We start from the raw sequence: 21,348 nt of genomic DNA, 5'->3' as shown, positions 1-21,348 counted from the left end.
CGCCAGAATGGTGAAAGCTTAAGCTCGATTGGAAGGTCTTTCGGCATTTCCGCGGCGCGCGTAAAGCAGATTTTCGAACGTGAGGATGCCTGCGTGAAGCGCGCAGCGGAACTGCAAGAAGCATCGATGTTGCCACGGCAACCCAACCCGTTGCAGTTAAGGTCAGAGCTCAGGAAAAGGCTTGCCGAGTTGTGTGGCAAGCGAGACTTTACGCCCTACGACGTCATGGCAGCCCTCGATTGCAATCCGGCACTTTTCTTTCTCAGGCTTCCACTTAGCCGGCAGGATTGGAGAGACCTCAGCGCATGGACGGCGGCAGGAGGCCTTTCGCTGGACCGGCCCCGGACGAAGGCAGTCATAGTCTCCGGCCCTTCCTGATGATCATTCTTCAGGGATCAAGCTGGTAATCAAGTCGATCGCCTACTACTTGTTGTCCTTGTGGATGGAGGGAGTGAAAATGGAAGGCAAAAGTTACCATCGATGTGTTCGACTTCTTGACCCGCGATCCGAACGCAGAGGTCAAGCGCGTTCATCCTGAGCAATGCCGATCATTCTGACGAGGGAAGAGGACGCGAATGGGCGCGGATATGACGCGGGTTACTCTTGGGAAGATCCGGGTGCGGGAGAGCCGCCCGCTCGGATATGTTAGGGCAAAGCCAAATGGCCGAGCTATTCGACCACGACCACTACTGGATCAAGCAGGTTTGTTGTTCCCCCCGCGGGAGCTCGTGGTTGAAGCCGATTTGACAGACACGCCTCGCGCACCCGGGTGCTCGCGACGAAAGGAGGAACTCCGTGAAATTGACCGCCAAGCCACCTCTCTCTTGCGCTGATCCTGTCTCGCCTCGATGATCTATTGCCCAGGGTTCTCGACGGCAACTGGCGGTGACGAAGCCAGGATAGAAGAAAGGCACCGGATCGCTTCAAAATGACAGCTTGCACGCAGATTTGCAATGCTGGACGAGCTCACGTCAGCCGTGAAGGCCGGGAACTGGCCTGCTGCGCTCTCCGTCATCGAGCTGGCTCTTCGTGCAACGCCTGACGATGTCACCTTACGGACGCGAGAGGCGGATCTCTTGCTTCACAAAATGCATGACGTCCAGGGACCGCCGGTGATGCGTCAGCTGGTCCGCGAAGCGATCGACAGAAACTCGGAAGTCTGGATGGCCTTCGCCATGGGCGAACTATTCGATCCATCGAAGGATAACTCCGATTTTCCATCGGCCGAGCGCCTCGCTATCGGGAAAGACCTGGCGGAACGTATCCTCAAGCTCAACCCTCCCGGCTGTAGCGGCATGAAAACATGCTCGTATGAGGCGGTCGCTCAATATTATTATGCAATCGACAACAAGGAGCGCGCTGTCGAATTGGTGGAGCTGTCGCTCGGGTCGCTCGGCACCTCGGATCTGATCGCAGAGGACTGGAAGGAGCGTGCAGCGTCGCAATTGGTTCAAACGCTGGCCAACTACAAGGGTGAGATGGTATGCCATAGCCGATTCTGCGCAACTCCAGAACAAGCGGTTACGAAGGGTGACCGGCGGGGCAGCAGTACGGATGGAGTGCCATGACACAGGACCATGATCACGCGATGGTCTTCCGTCGGCTTTCGGGGTGCCAAATTTCAAATTGAGTCATTCTGCGGTTGCCGGGTCAGCGGCCTTAGCGCGCGCTGCCTCGTCCCGACCTCGTCCGCGGAGCGCGCATCCAAGTATCGAATTTCCAGGCGGCCGTCAGCATAACTCTGCGCAGCAGTAATGGTACCAGTCCGGCATCGGGGCCGCCGACGCACAGGAGGATCTGACGCAGCGCTACTCCGGACTGATGGGTCACTATGGCATGGCCAACGCGCAACAATGCGGGCATCGCGCATGAGAATACGACTCGATCGAAAGCGCGCACGGCCATCTCAAGCGGGCACTGGAAGAAGCGCTATTGCTGCGGGGACGCGCGACTTCGCCAGTCTCGATGCGTACCGGGCTTTTGTCGACGAGATTGTCGGCCGATGCAACGCCACCTCGCCAAGTCGATCGCGCTCGAGACGGAGGCGTTGGCGCCGCTGCCAAAAGGCCGCACGAGAAAGTGATCTCGGTGACGTCGTCAGGTGCTTCATCCTGCGGCGCGAGTTCTACACCGTGCCTTCAAGATTGATCGGCCATCGCCTGCGTGTGCGCATCTTCGACGACCGGCTCGAATGCTCCCTTGGCGCCACACCGGCCTTGACGCTGCGGCGCGGTCGGCCTGCGTCCGAGAGATCGGGCGGTCATGTCGTGGATTACCGACGTCATCCATGCCCTGCGGCGCAAGCCGATGGCGCTCCTAAATCTCGTTTATCGCGACCAACTCTTCCCGCGCGCAGCTTACAAACGTCTGTTCGAGACCTTGCGGGAGCATGGTGATGACCGGCGCGCCTGCAAGTGACGGTCGAGCTTCTGGCGCTGGCTCGCGAGCGCGCATGCGAAGCAGAACTCGCCGAGGCGATCGCGATGGATCTGGACGCCGGACAAGTTACCCGATCTTGCCTCGCTGCGCGACCGCTTCCGGCCCGAGGCGGCATTGCGAACCGCGCGACCTACCGATACAAAAAAAGCGCGCGGGGATCGGGAGGATCCATCCGCGCTAAGTTGGATCGTCAAGCTTGGCTGTCTGGGGTTGCGTGAGGATAAAACAACCGAGCCGTAAGCCTCTCAGCAATTCGCATGCCACACGGTCGCTGTGCAGGAGTCGATACAAACAGCGAGCAATCAAGGTACAGCGGCTAAGGCCAACGCGCCCCGAAAGCATGCGGACGGCTGCTGGATCGCCCGCACACCGTGGCGCCGCTAACAAGATTTGGCCCTCACGAGGGTCATTCGATAGGTGACCAAGCCATACCAGGCTCAGCAGCCCACGTGCCAGATCACTCGAGAAAGACGAGGGGGAGAAGCGGCGCGCTATCAGAGCACGCCAGCTAACCGCTTGTGGGATTTCGGACATGCATGTCGTCAATCCGACGCGGTTGAACGGGATCGGACATGCCGCTAATGACGCCGATGTCGCGCATTAATCGGATCAATCTCGTCTTTGTGCATAACGATCAGCTCTCCGAGCTCTAAGCCCACAGTTTGCAACATCCCGGCCTCGAACGGGCAGTTGAGCATTGCGAGCAGCCGAAGTGACTAGGAAGAAGCGGCTCTGTGTTGTAGTGGAGCCGGCGGTCCCTTGGACGACTTCGTCGCGTGGAGGAATGGCGTAGGTCACGGCTCCAACGGCTACTAGGGCAAAGCCCTTGGGCTCGTGAGCAAGCGACACGTGCGGGTCTCTACCTTGAAGTCAGCACTCGCCGCATTGCTGCCGAGCGTGGCCTCATCGAGCTATGAATGCGCGCAGACTACGCATCCGTTGCAGCATACTGGATGACCAGTTCTTTTGGCAAGCATCGGGGCTCGCAGGCTTCAGTGTCAAATCGACTCAGCTTTCGCCGCGCGATGAGCCGGGCCGCCATCATCGAGCCTACGGCGGCGATGGGGGCCACGATCACGATCATCACGAGCGTCGCTATGTATCGGGCGACGAAGCTTGCCACTCCGTGCCAGTATGAAATAGGAATGCGCGCGGCGTTGCGACGATAGCGAGCGTGGTCCATGGCACCAGCACCGCCAATACCCCAAGCGCAATAGGGCGTGGACCACCTTAATGACAGTCCAACCCATCCTGCTAATTTATGCTCTGCCAGCCATAATGGGGTGTCCAACCATGTCCATCAGGATAGTTCTCAATAACACGCTCACCCGGCAAGGCGGCCTTCACCGGATCGTATGCCTCCCCTCCAATCGGTGGTATAGAGACCGTACCATCCGGCCGAAGTAAGCGGATGTGACGCCGGATATCCCTTAGCGTTTATTCTCCGCCCCTTGTCGATCGGAGTTCTGTTTCGTCTATGATACCGGTGGCTGCGATGAACCAGAAATCCTTTTTCGATACAAAACTTCGATTTGTCAGAACAGTCTCTCGTCATTCAGCTAGTCGTCTCCATCCAGTGATTGGGTCCAATTGTGACCCGAGTGGCCCATCAGCTTCGACTGAATTCGAGCTAGAGCGTCACTGAGCCTCGCCGCTTCATTAAATCGTGTTTCCGGGTATGGCGGGCGCGCGGACGCGTCGTGTACGAGGGCTTCCGCTGTATTTGAGAGCCGGCCGATAGGCGTCCTCAGCCACTGAGCCGCACCTAAGAGCAGCGCCAGTGTGGCAGCGGCGCAAGCACCGAAACTAATCCAGAACGATCGTATCAAATCACGGGTGGACGCAAGCGCCTCGTCGGCACTCTGCCGAACCAGAAGAGACCAGCCAAAGCTTGGAAGGTTCGCGAAGCCGATCGTCGGAACGATCACCGTGAAGTAGTCCCTACCATTAGGCCAGCGCTCGCGTAGAGACGCAGTCGTGACGCGGCTAGCTGCAAGCGCGGAGCCGATGTTAAGCGGCTTGTTGATGAGATCCGGCGGACCAAATAGGATGGTTCGATCACCCGAAAGCAGCAGCACGTCAATGCCGGGTACCTGTAACGAGTCCATGCCTTCTGCGACCCATTTCCAGTCAAGATGAGCGCCGATGACTCCGGCAACGGAGCCGGCGTGGTGCAACGGCGCAGCCAGGTCGATAAACCGATATGGCTCACGAGCTGCGGGCAACTGGGTGGCCAATAATTGAGCAGCATGGACATCGATAGCCGTCGGCGAGACAAGGCCCCGCCTAAACCAGGGTCGCTGTGCAACGCCTCACTCCTTCGAGCATGCCGTCTTTAGCCACAAGAATGGTCCCTTCGATATCCGCCACGCCGAGCCAAGTGTAGCGCGCATCAAGGCGGCTCAAGAAGTCTATTTGTTCCCGTGCATTTTTAAGATCCGTTAGGTCAATGAGCTGAGCGGACCGAGCTACATCCATCCAGACGCCATAGAGCCGGCGTGCCAGCAGCGCGGAGCTTAACTCGCCGCGAATCCTTAACGCGTCGAATTGCAGCTGCTCTCCCCGCTGCTGTAGCAAAGCCGTGTAGACCGTTGCGGTCACCATCGCAGGGACCAATATGAGCAAGGCGCCTCCAAAGAACACCAAGGAAAGTAGGCTCGGTCTTTTAGGCATCTCGCGCTCCTCACCTCGTTAGAGCTCGCGCCAACTCCCGGATCATTTGCCAGATGTTCCCTCGATCGGCTCCTGGCATGGCGGATTCGGTATGAAGCTTCTTGATAAGTTTCGCCCTTTGCGCGGGAGTTGGAGAGAACTTAAGTCGATAGCCGTCACGCGTTGTCGCAGCAACATGCGCGTCTACTCCGCTAATTCCAGGCAGGTTGAGCTTCCCTGCTGCTCCGGTGGATAGTCCGGACGGACCACTGATTCGCGCGCCCCCTCGGCCCAGATTAAGAAGCCATCCGCGGTGCTTCTCACCTTGGATCACCAGGGTGATCGGTTCTGGGATCTGGCGCTGAGGTCGATCGTATCGCGGTCGTTCGATGCACACCACGACTGCCACGAGCAACACCAGAATGTTGTAAACCGTCCAGAACATCACGACAGCCGTGCCGTCGCCGGCTGTCGCAGACGTATTGAAGACGAAATCGGAGTTCAGTGGCACGATCAGGCCGCCGATCGTCAGTCCGAGCAGGAGTAAAAATGGTCGCATCAAAGACCATTGAACAACTACTTTGGTTCGGTCGCCGCCTTTGGCCGTCACCGAGAATTTATGCGATCCTCCGGTCAGCAACCCGAGAGCAGCCGCCTGGCTGATGGGCCAGGCCGCAATCAGCTGAGCCGTATCGTTGAGAAGCGGGACAAACAACCCCTTTGAAAGCCAGTTCAGGGACATCAGAACCATCAGGTAGTACGGTACGTAATATTTGATGATGTCCACCAATGACGCATTCACGATGGTGATGCCGAACCACCAGTACAAGAGAGGGAGAATCAGGCTGGCAAGCCGGAAGGGAAAGGTACTGATCCAGTAGAGCAAGGAATCAACGATGCCGATTCGATGCATCAGACCAAGGCTGCGCATGCCAAAGGGGCTATAGGCGTTGCGGACGATCTGCATCAAACCAAGGCACCACCGTCCACGCTGAGTGATATATTCTTTCAGCCCTTCGGGAGCCAAGCCTTCACTTAAGGGCTCGTTAAGGTACACTGTTTGCCAGCCGTTTTCCGCGAGCTTAAGCGTGAGCAGGAAGTCCTCGGTTACGCTTTGTGTCGGAATCCAGCCAATCTGCTCGAGGGCCTGGACCCGCATTACGGATGAGGTTCCGCAGCAGATGGCGATGCCCCAAGCATCCCGCGCCGGCTCAACGTTGTCAAAGAAATGACGTTGCTCATCCGGATATGCGGTGCTTATTCCCAGGTTGTGTTGGATCGGGTCGGGATTGAAGAAGTGCTGCGGGGTTTGCACGAGCGCCACGCTTGGCTCGTGAAACAACGCTAGCGTCCGCTCGATGAAGTCCGCATGGGGAACGAAATCGGCATCAAGTACAGCAACAAAGGCTGGCGGTGCGGGATCTCGAGCGCGCGCGCGAAGTGCATGGTTGATGTTCCCTGCCTTAGCGTGCTCTTTATTCGCGCGAGCGAGGTATCCGATTTCGTGCAGTTCGCAAAGTTGCCGCACCCAGTTTCTGGCACCGTCGTCGAGAACGAAAATCCGAAGGCGTGGATAGCGGATTTCCGTCGCACCAACGATCGTGCGCTCGAGTACTTCCGAGGGCTCGTTGTAAGTCGTGATGAAGACATCAACGTGCGGCGCTTCTCCCGGCAGCCACCATTCGGAGTACTGGTCTGCTTCGGCCGTCCGGTCTTTCACCCGCGACAATATAAAAAATGCGATGGTAGACGACAGCACGGTCAGAGCTTCGAGCACGGCAAATCCCCAACTGAACAACGCGTCAGCAGTCCAGTCGAGCGGCGCCAGCGTTTCGCTGAAGCGCCAAGTCGTATAACGCCAAGACAGTAAAGCAGCCGTCCCTAGGACGAGAGTGCGCCAATACCACTTCATCGGATTAAGCAACGGAAAGACAGTAAAGCAGAGGCCAACTATGAAAGCGGCGCCTGCGAAGGCAGCAGCGATTGGTGACAGCAGAAGCATCAGAATCCGTACCGCGTAAAAAACCGGCGGAATTGAGCGATTGGGCCACTTGTGAAGATAACGCGTCCAGTACGCCCAATTGCGCAGCTGAGATCTGGCTCTGTTGCGAGGTCTGAAATAGTCACGGTGACATCAAAGCGCTGGAGATGTTGTGCACTCGGACCCACCGCAAGATTGGTGTAGAGTGAAGCTGCACCGGATCCCCCAAGGCGGGTTATGGTCCCATTGAAAATGCGATCATCTCCAAACAACCGAAATTGGACGGCCGTTCCCACCGAAAGACTATCGTATAGAGATTCGCTGACGCCCGCGGTGACGATAAGCGTATTGCAGTCGACGACCTTGACAAGATCCTGGCCGCGCCGCGCATATTGGCCATCGTCTATTAATATGTCCCAGACTAGACCAACGACGGTGGCATTAAGCGTAGCGAAGCTCAGACTATTGACACGAAGACGCTCGGCATCGATTTGCCGATCGAGCTGGACAATACGCGCTTTCACCTGTTCGTTGTCGACATTTAGTTCGGCCAGTCGCTGCTGGAGCTCTCTGATACGTTGAGCCGAGGAGGGAGCGTCGTTATACGACTCCCCGATGAAGACGCCGTCGCGAGCGGACGTGAGTTCCGTCTCTAGGTAATTTACTCGCTGCTGCGCACTCTCCAGTTCTTGTTGCGCGACGTCGTAAGTTGCGCGAGCGCGATCCAGATTCGCCGCCGTCTGTACACCACGCGTGCTCAGTTCGTTTGCTCGCTTGAATTCTGCGTCAGCTTGACGAAGGCGCGCGGCCGCAGCGTCTTGCGCTGCTTTGGTTTCAGCAATTCGGGCCTCGATCTGCCGAACCCTGCCACGCTGGTATTCAGTAGCTTGAGTATCGAAGCGAGACCTGGATGCCGACAAGGCCTCTCGCTGGCCAAGAAGGCGGTTGAGCTCGATATGCAGGTTTGCGCGATCGCGATCGAGCTCGAGTAGCCTCGCGATATCAAAGCGTTGGTCGTTGATTTCTGCTACGAGCTCTCCGGGGCTAATGCGCGCACCGATGCTCTTTGTCGCAAGCGTTACTTTTCCTTCGATTGGGGCGCGAACGATGTTGAGTCGAGCATTGAGCGTTGCGTCCGCCGATGTTCCAGCGAAGTGTTCACCGATGACAACGTACAATCCCACTGTCAACATGGCCAAGCCGACGATTGCACGTAGGAGCTTCATAAGGACATTCCAACTACGTCTATGATGGGAAGGTCGCACAGACGTATTGCCAGCCCGGCGCAAACATAGACTGACCAGCTTGAGGTCGAAACGTCCTCCTCTAACCGACCCTCCGCCCCCACTCTGGATTGGCAAGCCAAGTGCCGCTCTAATACGAGTGCCAGCGGCTCAGGCGTCATTGATCAGACTAACAGGCTGGTAAAGAATAGCTTCGTGATCTCAGCGACAGGGGGATCCTTCTCGTCAGAATTGACAACGGTGACGAATTCGTTCCTACAGTTCCAGCAGCGCCAAAGATACTGGACCTCCCGCGCACAGACGCGTTCATGCCACTCAAGGTGGACCAATGCGGAGCCACATTGAGGGCAGGCTTTGTGACGTGCAATTGAGACCGACTCCATGTGGTAGCTCGTATCATTGCGAAAAAATGGCCATAGCCGAAGACGCGGTGTTGCAGCCTCGGTCTCCGCGAGAGACTGCGGCCGATGCCCCTTTCCTTCAAACCTTGTGCCAATTTGCGAGGGCTTGATCAGTAAAGTAAATTTTCTGAGTAAGCGGACCAGACGGACAGCATGTCAGAAATCGGACAGTCTACGTCATGTCCTCCCGCGAGACCGCAAGTCAGATTAGGTTTCGCATTGGGAGCCTTGTCTACTAGTTCGTTTGGTGTTGAGTGATACGGTACTGTCTAGAATCTTTCGCACTTTTGATCAGGCGACGGCTCCGGCTTCAGAGAGTTGTGGCTGATAGAGCGGTCGCATGTTCATGTAGCATTTGGTCGACCACGCCGTTCCGGCAATGTGCCGCAGCCGGGCCGCCGCCAAGTTGAGACAGGATTGACCGTCGGGGAAGGCGCCGACGACACGGGTTCGTCGCCGGATCTCCTTCATGAGGCGCTCGAGCGGATTGTTCGTTCGAATCTTCCGCCAATGGATGTCCGGAAAGGCATAGTAGGCGAGCGTCTCGTGAACCGCCTGCTCGACGAGATCAGCAGCTTTGGCCATACGGCTTGCCCGCAGATCCGCGATGACGCTCCTGGCTTTCTCGTCGGCCGCGGCGCGGCTCTCCTGGGCATGAATGGCCTTGAGCATGTGGCTCACCTCGCGGACCCGGGTCGACGGCACGTGGCTGAAGACATTGCGATAAAAATGCACCACGCAGCGTTGATAGCGGGCCTCCGGCAGATAATCCGCAACGCTTTTCGACAAGACCTCGGCACCCATCGGAAACAACCAACTGCACGCCCCTGAGACCGCGATCGACGAGATGCCGCAGAAACGATGACCAGCCGGATTTGTCCTCCTTGGCGCCCTCACAGATGCCGAGGATCTCCCGGAACCCCTCGGCATTGACCGCCGAGGCCACCAGCAGCGAGACATTGCGAACCTCACCAGCCCAGCTGCGCTTCATCACGATGCCGTCGAGGTAGAGATACGGATGCTCGCCTTCGATCCTGCGATTCCGCCACGCCTCGATCTTGGTATAGATCTTCTTGTTCAGGTTCGACACTGTGCTCGGGCTGACCCGGGTGCCCCACAGCGCCTCCGTGATGTCTTCGACCCGCCGAACCGAAATCCCGGCCAGATACATCTCGATCAGCGCCTCCTCGACCGAGCTCTCCCGCCTCCGGTAGCGCTCGATAATCGCCGTCTCGAAGGTTTGCCGCCGTAGCTTGGGGACCTGCAGATTGACATCGCCCGCCTTGGTGTGCAGCGTTCGCTCGTAGCTGCCTGCCCTCGTGTCCTGCCGCGCCGGGCTGGCTCATACCGCCCAGCCCCGCACAGCTGGTCCGCTTCGGCCTCCAGCATCGCGTTCAGGGTCTCTTCCACCGTCCCGCGGACCATCTCGCCCAGGTGATCTCGAATCCGGGCCTCATCAATTTGGATAACCTGACCCATGGCATTCCCATCGTTCATTCAAAGCTCCTTCATTCTAGAAGAAGCCGTCCGACTCTGTACGTTATCAGTGATACGGCCTCGCGGGCGTCACTGATTATAGATGGCCCCGTCGGGAGGGTTCCGCCTGGCGGCACAACCGGGTGCCAATGGCAGTGTGTTTAGCGGGTGCGCGTGCGACAGTGCTTGGCGGTCAGGAACCAGACTGAAACATTGAGCTCCGGCACTTCAACCGGAGGGGTATCGGGCGCGTTAGACGATGTCCGAACGACAGATGTCTGACTGTAGTCCTCCACCATTGCGCATCTGCACACCGGCGGGGCGAAGAGAGTGGTCGAAGATCAGGCTTGGCCGCTCGTGCGACCTGAGGAAATAGGACCGCACGCGGAGCCCCTGCGCGTTCACGCGAGTTGTTGAAAAAGGTGAGCCACCCGCCCACTGATCGGGCCGATCTGATTTCTTAAAAGCTGCCGCCTGCCCAAGAGAATGCGCTTACCCATAGCAACAATGCAATTTCGGATGCTGTATGCAATGCAGCGTCGCGAATCTAACGCCCCCTTTTTGATTAAGCCCCCCGAGCACGTTCCAGGTGTTCTGGGGACAAGCGTGACTTCTTTGCAACCCACTTGTGGCGGACGCTCCTCAAGAACTCAGCACGTCGACTCAGGCAAGCAGACTTCCTGCTCCATCATCAGTGACCGCTCTGCGGCCAGCCTCTCGATCAAGCAGCGCGGGAATACCCGCGGCTGGAACGGCACCACTGAATAGATAGCCTTGTCCTTCTGTACAACCATTAGCCGCCAGATAGACCAACTGGCCTTCGTCTTCGATCCCCTCGGCCGTCGTCGTCAAACCAAATCCTTTAGCAAGGTTAAGTATAGCACGAACGATCACCCGGCTGTCGGTACTATTGTCGAGATTCGACACAAAGCTGCGGTCGATCTTGATCTTGTCAAGACGAAACGAAAGCAGCTGGCTGAGCGTAGCATAACCCGTTCCGAAATCATCGAGCGCGACGCGGATGCCGGCTTGACGAAGTTCGTCGATCACGGCCTTCGCAGCGCCGGTTTTTTCTACGAACGCGCTCTCGGTAATTTCAATCTCGAGGCGGCATGGACTCAAACCGGTTTGAGCAAGAGCTGCTAGAATGCGCTCCCGAAGCGCGCAATCTCGCAATTGAACAGGCGAAATGTTGAAGGCAAGCGAAAACGTCTTCGGCCACGCGTTTGCGTCAAGACAGGCGCGGCGAAGAAGCTGATCTCCAAGTGCGTTGATGAGACCCGTTTCTTCTGCAATCGGAATAAACACGTCGGCCGGGATATTCCCAAACGTCCTGTTTTCCCAACGCGCCAAGGCCTCGAACCCGATAATGCGATTATTTGCGAGTGAAACCAGCGGCTGATAGTGCGGCTCGATGATGTCCGCCGCGACAGCGCTACGAAGCTCGCGCTCGATTTGAACGCGCCGCTCGAGATGCGCGTCCATGTCTGGCTCGAAAAAGCGAACACGCGATCTGCCATCGCCTTGCGCGCGATAAAGCGCGCGTTCTGCGCTCCTGACCAATTCGTCGCGATTAATGCCGTCAAGCGGAGCGATCGCGATGCCAATTCCAACACCAAGCTCGGCTGCGCCAGTCTCAATCGCGAAAGTGTCGGCGGCGGACGCTACGATACGGCGCGCCAGATTGGCGGGATCTTCTAGGGAGCTAATGTTTGGCAGGACGATCCCGAATTCATCGCCTCCAATCCTCGCTAGGACGCCGTCCTTGCGCAAGATGTCGGCAAGCCTCTTGGCAAATTCGCCGAGTGCCTTGTCCCCCGCTGCGTGGCCGTGCGCGTCCTTGATTCGCTTGAAGCCGTCGAGGCCAAGCATCAGAATGGCGACTTGATGCGTGTCGGTGGCGAAGCCAAGGCACAGATCAAGTTCCTCATCGAACAAGCGGCGGTTCGGCAAGCCGGTCAACGGATCGTGTCGCCCAAAATCGCAGGCTTCTCCTTCTGCAATGATTCGTGCTTCAGTTTCGCGGACGAGTTGTCGATACCGCCGAACACTAAAGATTGCTAGCGAGACGCTGAGTAAGAACGCAACGAATATGGTGAATACGATGTCGTCGAGTGCAGACTCTAAGCCCAGCCCCAACCGGATCAAGCGAGGGACAAGCCCATAGAGGTGCGCTAAGACTGAAGCGAGAACGAGGCCACTGAAGAGAGCAATGAAATCCCTCGTGGCAGAACTACGCCAAACGAAGCGCAATAGGCGCGATCGTGATGTCGACAATCTCATCTTAGTCAAACCTGATGCACGGCCCAGTGAGGTTCTCGCCCGCAGCAAGAATCTTGACCGGACCAGATGTTGGGCGTCGAGTGCCGAGCTTCAATTACGTCATCGCGAGCTGTGATGCGATATCGGCGACGCGAAGCCCTCCCGGCAAAGTCGTGCTCAAGGGACCAGGAAGTGCGCACGTTGTTAACGCGGCCGAAGTAACAAGTTACGTCCTCGATATGCCGCTTCGAGACCTTGAACACCTGGAGAACGCATGGGCGAACACCAGTTCACGTGCGGCAGCGATCAGTGCGACTGGGTTTCTGCCAGTAGTGCTTCGGAGCCGGACCTCCTCCCAATTGCCTGGCGAGCCGATCGATGACCGCGGGCGCGCACCCGGGACGCTGACCTTCGCAGCGTGAGGTGATCGGCAACTGAGCGATCGACGGAGCGAAGGCGATCTAGCGCAGTTGAAACGCAACGACATGGCAGCTCCCGGCAGCAACCCGTTGCGGTGCGAACTCACCTGCAAACATTTCAATTGCTGGACCATGACCGAATGCTTGTTAGTGGGGGCGAGGCTCTTTCTCGGAGAAATGACAGCGAGAACCGGCGTAGGGCCAAGGCGGATTGAGACGAAGTGCACGGTCCACGATAACCTAAGCGACTACAACACGGTTGCGACCTTCAAATTTTGCGCGATAGAGCCGCTGGTCGGCGACGTTCAAGAATTGGTCGAGCGTGTCGCCATCGCGCCCGAACTCCGAAACTCCAACACTGATAGTGACGCCAACCGGCGGTTCGGCTCCGACGTCGAATGCAGTACGCTCGATCGCGGACCGAACGCGCTCGGCTACCGCGCTAGCCGCGTCGAGCGTCGCCCCCGGAAGCAACACCATGAATTCTTCGCCACCCACGCGCGCGATGGAGTCGTAAGGCCGAATCGCCTCCAGACACTTTCGTACGAATATGCGCAGGACTTCATCGCCGACGCTGTGGCCGCGTGAGTCATTGATATCTTTGAAATGGTCCAGATCGAGCGATAGCAGAGACAATGGGGCACCGGTCCGCTTGGCCCGCGCGATCTCGGCGCCGATATGCTCGATGAAGTGGCGCCGATTCCCGGCACCAGTCAGCGGATCGGTGGCGGCAAGCCGCTCCAACCTTTGATTGCTCAGCTGCACTTGCTGGAGCGCCTTTTGAGTATCGGCCATCGATTGAGCTAGGCGGGCCGTCATTTCTTCCTGGCTATAGATGGTCGCGAACGATTGCGTCGTTCGGAAAGCCCGGACAACTCCGTAGCTGAGCAAAAAGAACCCGCCAGCAAAGATCGCGTGGGCCAGCCACCACATATGATTCCATGGCGCCGCTAGAATGAATGCGAGCGACGATAGCGCGAACCACGCGACGGAAACGCCAAAAACAAGCATCAGCGGCGAGTGAATCCGTCGCATGAGCATGACCAAGACATTCAGCACACTGAATAGCAATGCGCCGCCCTCCATGGACAAGCGGACCGCTGGGTGCCCCGCATATGAAGAATAGGCGATCAGTGCGACACCGATGTCCGTAGCCAAGAACAGGCCAATCCACATCAACCATGCGCGCGCGTCCGAACGCTTCTCGAACTCGTCTGACGGCTGATTGTAGCTGAGCAGCCCGACCAAGAGCAAAATCGACATTGCTAGACGCGAAGCCGGCCCATAGAGCAGAAACAGCCAAATATTGTGGTGTGCCATCCCGGTGAAGGCACCGTGTAGCGAATAGATCAGTGCGAACGCCAGAAAACCAAGCGTCAGCCAACGCAACAGAGGCTCGCCTGAAGACCGGTAGCAACGCCAGGTCACATATGTGACGAACAGCCCCTCGAGGGTGGCGATGGCGATGGCGAACTCGTGGAAGAGGTGATCCTCAAACTTCAGCGCGGGATCTTGCTGGAAATAAAGATAAGCGATGAACTGAGTGGGCAGCAGGGCGAAGCCGATGATGAGCAGGCTCGTATAGGCCTCTGTGACCAGCCGCAACGTTTTGGGCGGGCCATGCACTGCGAGATTGGTACTCATATGCTATACCGTCATTCCAAGATGACTCCACGAGGTCCTTTCATGTACTTCGGGCCTTCCTTCACGGATCTCGCTTTACAAGGTGAAGGCATCACTGATTCGTCTCCGCCGAAGCTGACGAGCGCAGAGGTCATGAGCTTCACCTTTTTGGTCCATCAGCTGCCCCCCCTTGAGCGGTACGGCGGAGCGCCCGCATCAACTTATCATCTACGAGCGGCCAATTTCCGTCGCGGCGCTGGCGCCGTGACGGGTTATGTGTTCGAACCCACCACGTTCAGTCCACCCGCTCCGCTAAAAGTAAGCGTATCGTGCGTGTTCAGTATGTTATCCCAGCTGCTGCCTCGAGTCGTCACGATCTGAGACCCATTCGAAAACGCACCATCGGACGATGAGGAGATCACAAGCCCATTGAGAAAAGGATTCTGCGCATTACCGTACTCAATCGTCTGCTTCCCGCCCACCGGTAGCGCCGCTGGGACGATCGGCCCGGACTGGTTCGGCTCTGAGCCGACGCGCGTGATGAGCAACACCGTAAGTGTCAGCCCACTTTGATTGACGAGTTTCTTGTGTGCCATGTGGCCTCCGTAATCTGCCGTGGTCCCCGCGCCGAAATGCGTGAGAGAGTTCAACTATATACAAAAGCGAATTGAGCTAGGACCTGCCAAATCTTGTAGGCGGCTAATATTCAGAACCTGCTAGAGAAAATGCGGCGCAGCTTCGTTGTAAGCGCGCCCAATGGCGCAATGTTGCCGAAATCCGGCATCTCCGCTTAGTTGGCACTGGGCAAGCTGGTCGCCCTGAAATGTTGGTATAAAAGTTCGGCACAGGCACCGGCAGTACATGAATTTTTGTGTTGATCGCCCCCGCCTGGTTGAAGAGGGCGACGTCAGCAACCCGACATGATTATTCTTCCCTTCCATATTTGAGGAGGGCCTCCAATCGAACGCGCGCTCCGAATTGGATCCAATCCACGCATTCCGTAAGGGCCCGCTACGTGTCGAGGTCGCATCACGAGGCGGGACACACGTCAGCCCCCGACCACATGCATGGGCCGAGGTTATATCTTGCTTGCGTTTCACTGGGGCGTCCGCCCGCAAATCGGGGAACCGTCGCGGCCAACCTTTCGGTCTGCTTGAGGAAGTCGCCGCTGCAGCCAAGGACCAACACTTGTCCGATCAAATGGCTCTGCGAGGAGCCGCCTGCGTCGGTGAATCCAGGCGGGAAAAGAAAGAAAGCGGAGCGCACGACGTTCTCGGGGTAGCCATGACGTTCCTCTCAATTCTGATGCGTTAAGTTTCTGCGGCCGGTCGTCGAGCACACTTGGCTCCGGGGCCGGCCTATCTGAGCGTTGGGTCGCGATTGCGGGCTGGGATGACAGCACGAACCGGATCACTTCGCTCGTTCAGCAAGCGGTGTGCCATCGCAAGTGAAGCGAAGTTGTATTCGAGCGGAAAGGAAAACATAGGCTTAGCACGAAGCTCATAAAGATCGTGCTCGCGTGGGTCGGACTTGCGACTTAAGGCGCCGAACCAGACATGGCAGGTCGCGACCGAACTAAAGTTTGGGAGCTGCTTTGCAGAATGGCTACTTCGAACCGAAACGGCTTGCGACACGGGCCGACCACCGCGAAGATCCACGTCGCGGAGATCGGCATTCTCAACTGCATCTCCGGAATTGGTCGACCGATGCGACCAAGCACATTATCAACGGAGCCAGCGAACAAGTAACCTCGGGGCTAGGTGTGGGCCGTGGCGCGGCGGACCTTATTATCTAGCGTTTTGAGCATTATCCTTGATTGACGCGGCCATTGAGGTCTGTCTGGCTCACCAGCCGCATGTCGTTGAAGAGCGGCGAGGTTTGTTGACCGTTCGCCCACCGGATGACAACGCCAAAGCGACCCACACTGCTGACGACGCCAAGGTCCATATCAGGAGTGCCTTGCCAGCAAACGTAGTCACCTGGCTTCAATCGCCTGTGCTTGGCATTCGTGATCGAATTCCGATTTCGTCCCCATCAGGATCCCGTGTTCGAATCGCGCTCGTGGCATCGCGAGTGTAGAGAGAAGTCGGGAGTCATCAGCTGAGCGCCACATGCCGGAACGCATCAACCAGCGGGCTCTCCAGTTTGCCCTTCATGCCGACCAGGACCTCGTAAGCGGTATCGCGAGACATGGTCGCCCGATACGGTCGGTGCTCGATCACCGCCGCAAGATATCGGAAATCGTCAGGATGCGGACAATGTCGGGAATATTCTCGGCGGAGAGACCGTCCGGATAGCCGCTGCCGTCGAGATATTCATGGTGATGCCGTACCGCATCGAGGATTTCCTGCGAGACCTCGGCGGTTCCCAAGAGCATCTCGTACCCAGCCGCGGGATGGGTTTCGATCAGGGATCGCTCACGGTCATCGAGTTTGCCGGGCTTGTCGAGCACCGCAAGTGGTATCGTTGCTTTTCCGATATCGTGGAAGATCGCCGCGGCATGCAGGCGATCAATGTCTTGCCTGACCATGCCAAGATCTAAGCCAAAGTCCACCGCAATGCCGTCACCAGAAGGCAGTGCTGATACGTACCTTCGTGGTGACGACGAACGACCGTCAGCCATTTCGCAAGACCGTGCTCGGTGACGTCGGCTATCGCAGTGCCGGCGCGACGTGTCTCCGCCACGTCGATCGTAAGGCCGCCCGCGGCAGCTCGAAACATCGCTGAAAGACAATCAGCTCCTTCAGAAGCGATCTTTTCGCCGCCCAAAAGTACCTTGGTTGAATCGCCCGGCAGAGCGTTTCGGGTGGAGAGCTTCTCAAGGAGTTGCCTCGGCTTGATTGGACTCACAAGTACGTGTGTTGCGCCAAGCGCATAGGCTTGGACCGTCGCGAGCCGTGTGGGTTGGTCGACAACAAAGACACGCTTGGGCGCGCGCAACATGATCGCCAGCCTGCCCTTCAGGGTTTCAATGTTCTCGACGACGCGCAAATCGACGTTAACAACCACCGCTTCGTTGGCGGTGGGAACGGTAGCGCGTAAGCGCGATTTTCCCCGCACGTTGACGCCGGCGGTTTTGAAGGATTGCCCTAGTATCGGGCGATACCGGGCCGTTCAGGTAGTGGCGGCTTTGTGGAAGTTGAAGGGCAGCAGGTCGGTAATATCGGCGTCGCCGGCGCGCTGAGGCAATTCGGTGAGGACGTGGCGCAACCACGCTAACGGCTCGACACGTGAGGCGCGGCAGGTCAGCATCAGGCTGTAGACGACGGCACTGGCCTTGGCTCCGTCCACGGTATCGCTGAACAACCAGCTCTTCCTGCCAGTTGCAAAAACCCTGATGTCGCGCTCCAGAAGATTGTTGTCGATCAGCATGCAGCCGTCCCCGGTGTAGCGCGTCAGATATTCCCATTGGTTTCGGGTGTAGGATACGGCGTCGCCGAGCTTGCTGTCAGGCAAGACCCTTCGGGGCCATGTCATCGAGCCATACCTTGAGAGCATTGAGGGTGGGAACACTATGTTGCTGGCGGAAGCGGCGAATGCAGTCGGCCTGTGTTTCACCCTTCTCCGGTATTCCGTCCCGCGCCTGCCTTTCAACCCGGTAGAGCTGGTCGAAGAACCGCAGCGCCTGCTCGGGCGGACCGCCGCCCTTCTTCCTCGCCCTGAGGGCATCGACAAAGCGCCGCCGGGAGTGGGCCATGCATCCGATGTGGGTGGCCCGTTCCAGCGTGCGCCATGCGGTATAGCCGTCACTCATCACGATGCCGCGGTAATCGCCGAGGAAGGCCTGGGGGTGGATTTGGCCGCGGCCCGGCTGATAATCCAGAAGAACGATGGGCTCGTGACTGCCCTTGCCGCTGCGATAAGCCCACATATACGATGTGCTGGTGGCCTTTTTGTCCTTCTCCTTGAGGACCTGAACCGTCGTCTCGTCGCCATGGATGAGAGGCTGCGATCTGAGCCGCAGCTTCAGGGCGTCATAGATGCGGGAGAGATGTTTCTCGCTCGAGCCGATCACCCAGCGACCCAAAGCGCCGCGGCTGACCGGAACGCCGGCGCGTTCGAAGGCCTGCGCCAGGCGGTAGAGCGGCGTGCCATCGACATATTTATGAACCAGCGCGAACGCCAGCGTTGAGGCCGTGGCAACGCTGCCCGGCAGCGGCTGCGTCGGCATCGGCGCGGTCACGACAGGGGCGTTGATTCCGGTGCGATCGCAATGGCGGCACGCATATTTGAAGCGTACGTTCTGTAAAACCTTCGCCTTCACCTCGATATGAAGTTGCTCGGTGACAGCCTCGCCCATGCGATGCATCTGGCCGCGGCAGCAAGGACACGCCTTCTGATCGTCGGGCAGGTCATACTCGACGCGCTCACGCGGCTTTTCGCTGCGTGGCGCAAAACGATGCAGGCGTGCCAGCGCCAGTTCTTCCTCGAGTTTGACGACGCGGTCGGCGAGTTGATGGTTCTCCGCCTGCAGCGCAGCAATGCGCGCCAACAGCACTTCAACACTCGGATCGCCGGTTCGATTCATCGGATTCTTGAATCTGAACCGTACCGACGCGTCAACCGCTCAACTCGAGAGCTCAGCCGGCAACCTGATAGTGCCGCACCGGATGGCGGACCATCGCATCGATATCGATGCCATCAAGGATCCAGTGCAATTGCTCGGTCGTAAGCCGGACGACCGCCTCCTGGCGGCGCGGCCATCGGAACTTGTCCTCGGTCAGCCGCTTCAGGACCAGCACAAAGCCGGACCGGTCGAAGAACAGCAACTTCATCCGGTCGCAACGGCGATTGCAGAACGCAAAAACCGCCGGCGTGAATGGATCGAGCGCCATCGTCTCCTGGACCAGGACCGCAAGGCTGTTGATGCCAGCCCGGAAGTCGATCGGCTCACGGTGCAGATAGACCTGCAGGTCACCGCCCAGTCTGAACATGGCCCAGTGCTCCGATGATCGCCGTCAATGCATCCACATCGCCGCATTCCAGCGCGAGCTTCACGCCGTTCGGCAGCGACACGCTCACTTTGGCCGGAGAACAAAAAGCTGGAGTCCCTTTGGGTTCCGAACCACGCACTTCATCGCAAGTCGCCGGCAAATCCACCGTCGCCACGCTGTCTTGCCGCGACAGGGCTCGATCGGCGGCCCCCTCAAGCTGAACCGGGATGAACGCCGGGCGTGAGGACGGCGGCAGCGACCTGGTCGCGGTGTGCTTCTTGATCCACTTCCGAAGCAGGTTCGCGTTGACCCCATGTTCGAGTGCAAGCCTCGATACCGAAACCCCAGGCTCAAGGCAGGCCGTGACAAGACGCTCTTTCGATGCCGCCTCGTAGCGCCGGCGACCGTTCCGGCCAACAAGTCTGACCCGCAGTTTCTGATCGTCCGCTGCCATCACAAGGTGTCCACCTATTTTGGTGGACACCTCATGCATCAGAGCACTCAAAAGCAAAAGGTGCGGAGAAATTCGCGCTTACGGTAGCGCCGTTGGCGAGCTATTCGGCCGTAACGCTGTGTTCGTGGGCCAGGATACCGGAAATGGCGCCAAGCTTGGCATGGCTATCAGCGACAACATGAACGGACATCGGAAAGGCTCTGTCGGTGTTCTTCCATCCAGAATCCGCACCTTCCTGCCGAGTCCGGTCGCGGCTGGCCCTCGCGCCTAGCGAGGTGCAAGGCGGATCTTCGACGTCAATTTCGAACGCTGGTTGGGAACGCAGTCGGTTGAGTTGAAATCAGATAGCCTGGTTGCGGCTCTCGCGACTAAGTTCGGTGCGCATCAGCGATCAAGGAATTACTTTTACTTAAACAGTTATCGCAGCGGCTGGCGTGCTGCGCAGCAGTTGTCCTTGGCTGCTGATATTCCTAATCGATCTGAGGCATCTATCCAATACATACAAACGTTTAGATCTGAGCGCACGGTCGAGCCGGGTTCGCCGCTGGTGGATGACATGCATGATCAGGCATCCATGTTCGATGTCGTCGACACTAAGTAGCAAGAATGTGGTCTGGGGTTTAAATGGTGGGCTATAGCCAGTGTTTTAACCGGCCGAGCGCATGGTAATGTTTTGACCATGAAACCTCGCGCGACACTGGCCTGGAACGTCCGGCGGATCCGCCTAAAAAGGGGCCTTTCGCAAGAAGAGTTGGCTCGCGCGGCCGGGATCAACCGTTCCTACTTGGCGGGTCTCGAGCGGCAATTGAAAAACCCAACGATTGATGTCATCGATCGTATTGCCGCAACGCTCGGCGTTGAGCCGTCCGAGCTCTTTATCGAGCCCTCCGGCTGTGCCGACATTCTCAAGACCTCGCCCGGGCGGCCGAAGCCGCGTCTCCGTCGTAAGAAGGAGTAGCGATACACACGCCGCGAAATCGCAATGCAAGCGTTTGTCTTAAGTCGTTTTAGTAGCGCGGTTGAGGGGCATGTCCAATCGACTCACAAGAGGGGCGTCGCACTCGCGGTTATAGGAGGAAGGGGTCGCTCGTACGGCCCCTTTTTCTTCTCGTTATTTGAGACAGAGGTTGGATGCAAAGAAGACCTGCATCCGACGCCACCAAGCAACGAGCGAGCCGCACGAGGATCATGGCATCGCCCCTCTTGTTGTGGTTATTATGTTAGCGCCATGCCTCGCAGCAAATCCACACCATGGAGCGTCGAGTTCGCAGAGGTCTGGTGCCCGCTCAAGTAGGGCGCACTGCGCGTCAGACAAGTGAGAAACGCGCAGACGGCAAAGATGCAGGCTCAGGACTCTCGTTGGCCCGGCGGGTGGATGCGGCGTGCTCGGCGCGTCGTTGGCTGTCGACATGGCTTCAACCAATTCGATTACCCGTCGTCGGTCGGCAGGATGCTGCAGCGAC

The 21,348-nt window shown here is 58.1% G+C and carries 15 protein-coding genes and 2 pseudogenes; 3 read left to right on the top strand and 14 right to left on the bottom strand.

The features are described 5' to 3' along the window. Window positions 1–953 precede the first annotated feature (953 nt). Together ACVMB0_RS11445 and ACVMB0_RS11440 are read left to right on the top strand one after the other, a co-directional pair. Window positions 954–1,568 carry a hypothetical protein gene (locus ACVMB0_RS11445; RefSeq protein ID WP_461346287.1) on the top strand — a complete coding sequence of 205 codons (615 nt, stop codon included), beginning with the start codon at window positions 954–956 and terminating at the stop codon, window positions 1,566–1,568. Between the two features lie 694 nt (window positions 1,569–2,262). Further along, window positions 2,263–2,418 carry a hypothetical protein gene (locus ACVMB0_RS11440; protein WP_461346286.1) on the top strand — a complete coding sequence of 52 codons (156 nt, stop codon included), beginning with the start codon at window positions 2,263–2,265 and terminating at the stop codon, window positions 2,416–2,418. 949 nt (window positions 2,419–3,367) lie between these two features. Here the strand turns inward: ACVMB0_RS11440 and ACVMB0_RS11435 are convergent. The 14 genes and pseudogenes from ACVMB0_RS11435 to tnpA form a co-directional block, all read right to left on the bottom strand. Continuing rightward, on the bottom strand, window positions 3,368–3,622 hold the full coding sequence (locus ACVMB0_RS11435; RefSeq protein WP_461346285.1) for a hypothetical protein: 255 nt from the start codon (window positions 3,620–3,622) through the stop codon (window positions 3,368–3,370). Window positions 3,623–3,998: 376 nt separating this feature from the next. Next, window positions 3,999–4,676, bottom strand: a complete 678-nt coding sequence (locus ACVMB0_RS11430) for a hypothetical protein (protein ID WP_461346284.1) — start codon at window positions 4,674–4,676, stop codon at window positions 3,999–4,001. Between the two features lie 49 nt (window positions 4,677–4,725). After that, window positions 4,726–5,112, bottom strand: coding sequence for a hypothetical protein (locus tag ACVMB0_RS11425; RefSeq protein ID WP_461346283.1), 387 nt, complete (start codon window positions 5,110–5,112; stop codon window positions 4,726–4,728). A gap of 10 nt (window positions 5,113–5,122) precedes the next feature. Beyond that, complete coding sequence (locus ACVMB0_RS11420; protein WP_456709233.1) at window positions 5,123–7,093, bottom strand: glycosyltransferase family 2 protein; 1,971 nt, start codon at window positions 7,091–7,093, stop codon at window positions 5,123–5,125. Continuing rightward, window positions 7,093–8,298, bottom strand: a complete 1,206-nt coding sequence (locus ACVMB0_RS11415; RefSeq protein ID WP_461346282.1) for an HlyD family secretion protein — start codon at window positions 8,296–8,298, stop codon at window positions 7,093–7,095. Before ACVMB0_RS11415 ends, ACVMB0_RS11420 begins: the two co-directional genes overlap by 1 nt. Before the next feature lie 710 nt (window positions 8,299–9,008). Further along, a pseudogene (locus ACVMB0_RS11410) lies at window positions 9,009–10,196 on the bottom strand (IS256 family transposase). A 660-nt stretch (window positions 10,197–10,856) separates the two neighbouring features. Then, window positions 10,857–12,341, bottom strand: coding sequence for a putative bifunctional diguanylate cyclase/phosphodiesterase (locus ACVMB0_RS11405; protein ID WP_461346281.1), 1,485 nt, complete (start codon window positions 12,339–12,341; stop codon window positions 10,857–10,859). Window positions 12,342–13,114: 773 nt separating this feature from the next. Further along, window positions 13,115–14,518 (bottom strand): sensor domain-containing diguanylate cyclase, encoded by a 1,404-nt coding sequence (locus tag ACVMB0_RS11400; RefSeq protein WP_461346280.1) that lies wholly within the window; start codon window positions 14,516–14,518, stop codon window positions 13,115–13,117. A gap of 251 nt (window positions 14,519–14,769) precedes the next feature. Next, window positions 14,770–15,093 carry a hypothetical protein gene (locus ACVMB0_RS11395; RefSeq protein ID WP_461346279.1) on the bottom strand — a complete coding sequence of 108 codons (324 nt, stop codon included), beginning with the start codon at window positions 15,091–15,093 and terminating at the stop codon, window positions 14,770–14,772. 1,622 nt (window positions 15,094–16,715) lie between these two features. After that, complete coding sequence (locus ACVMB0_RS11390; RefSeq protein ID WP_461346278.1) at window positions 16,716–17,027, bottom strand: HD-GYP domain-containing protein; 312 nt, start codon at window positions 17,025–17,027, stop codon at window positions 16,716–16,718. Between the two features lie 8 nt (window positions 17,028–17,035). Next, the gene (locus ACVMB0_RS11385; RefSeq protein WP_461346277.1) at window positions 17,036–17,506 is read right to left on the bottom strand and encodes a hypothetical protein; all 471 of its coding nucleotides are present in this window, start codon (window positions 17,504–17,506) and stop codon (window positions 17,036–17,038) included. Window positions 17,507–17,611: 105 nt separating this feature from the next. Next, window positions 17,612–19,025: pseudogene (tnpC, locus tag ACVMB0_RS11380) on the bottom strand (IS66 family transposase). Between the two features lie 52 nt (window positions 19,026–19,077). Continuing rightward, a complete protein-coding gene (tnpB, locus tag ACVMB0_RS11375) occupies window positions 19,078–19,431 on the bottom strand; it encodes an IS66 family insertion sequence element accessory protein TnpB (protein ID WP_028344496.1) in 354 nt (117 codons plus the stop codon). Continuing rightward, window positions 19,412–19,885, bottom strand: a complete 474-nt coding sequence (gene tnpA / locus ACVMB0_RS11370; protein WP_461349635.1) for an IS66-like element accessory protein TnpA — start codon at window positions 19,883–19,885, stop codon at window positions 19,412–19,414. Before tnpA ends, tnpB begins: the two co-directional genes overlap by 20 nt. 679 nt (window positions 19,886–20,564) lie before the next feature. Here tnpA and ACVMB0_RS11365 point away from each other — a divergent pair. Then, window positions 20,565–20,843, top strand: coding sequence for a helix-turn-helix domain-containing protein (locus ACVMB0_RS11365; protein WP_461346276.1), 279 nt, complete (start codon window positions 20,565–20,567; stop codon window positions 20,841–20,843). Window positions 20,844–21,348 lie beyond the last annotated feature (505 nt).

The sequence above is a fragment of the Bradyrhizobium sp. USDA 4451 genome (genome assembly GCF_054822585.1).
The sequence above is the reverse complement of the archived record's forward strand: the minus strand, read 5'-3'. Positions and strand labels throughout refer to the sequence as shown.

Bases quoted from the DNA above. Each gene is read 5' to 3' on its own strand.
- ACVMB0_RS11445 (WP_461346287.1), top strand. From the start codon at position 954: ATGCTGGACGAGCTCACGTCAGCCGTGAAGGCCGGGAACTGGCCTGCT.
- ACVMB0_RS11440 (WP_461346286.1), top strand. From the start codon at position 2,263: ATGTCGTGGATTACCGACGTCATCCATGCCCTGCGGCGCAAGCCGATG.
- ACVMB0_RS11435 (WP_461346285.1), bottom strand. From the start codon at position 3,622: ATGGACCACGCTCGCTATCGTCGCAACGCCGCGCGCATTCCTATTTCA.
- ACVMB0_RS11425 (WP_461346283.1), bottom strand. From the start codon at position 5,112: ATGCCTAAAAGACCGAGCCTACTTTCCTTGGTGTTCTTTGGAGGCGCC.
- ACVMB0_RS11420 (WP_456709233.1), bottom strand. From the start codon at position 7,093: ATGCTTCTGCTGTCACCAATCGCTGCTGCCTTCGCAGGCGCCGCTTTC.
- ACVMB0_RS11415 (WP_461346282.1), bottom strand. From the start codon at position 8,298: ATGAAGCTCCTACGTGCAATCGTCGGCTTGGCCATGTTGACAGTGGGA.
- ACVMB0_RS11400 (WP_461346280.1), bottom strand. From the start codon at position 14,518: ATGAGTACCAATCTCGCAGTGCATGGCCCGCCCAAAACGTTGCGGCTG.
- ACVMB0_RS11395 (WP_461346279.1), bottom strand. From the start codon at position 15,093: ATGGCACACAAGAAACTCGTCAATCAAAGTGGGCTGACACTTACGGTG.
- ACVMB0_RS11390 (WP_461346278.1), bottom strand. From the start codon at position 17,027: ATGGTCAGGCAAGACATTGATCGCCTGCATGCCGCGGCGATCTTCCAC.
- tnpB (WP_028344496.1), bottom strand. From the start codon at position 19,431: ATGTTCAGACTGGGCGGTGACCTGCAGGTCTATCTGCACCGTGAGCCG.
- tnpA (WP_461349635.1), bottom strand. From the start codon at position 19,885: ATGGCAGCGGACGATCAGAAACTGCGGGTCAGACTTGTTGGCCGGAAC.
- ACVMB0_RS11365 (WP_461346276.1), top strand. From the start codon at position 20,565: ATGAAACCTCGCGCGACACTGGCCTGGAACGTCCGGCGGATCCGCCTA.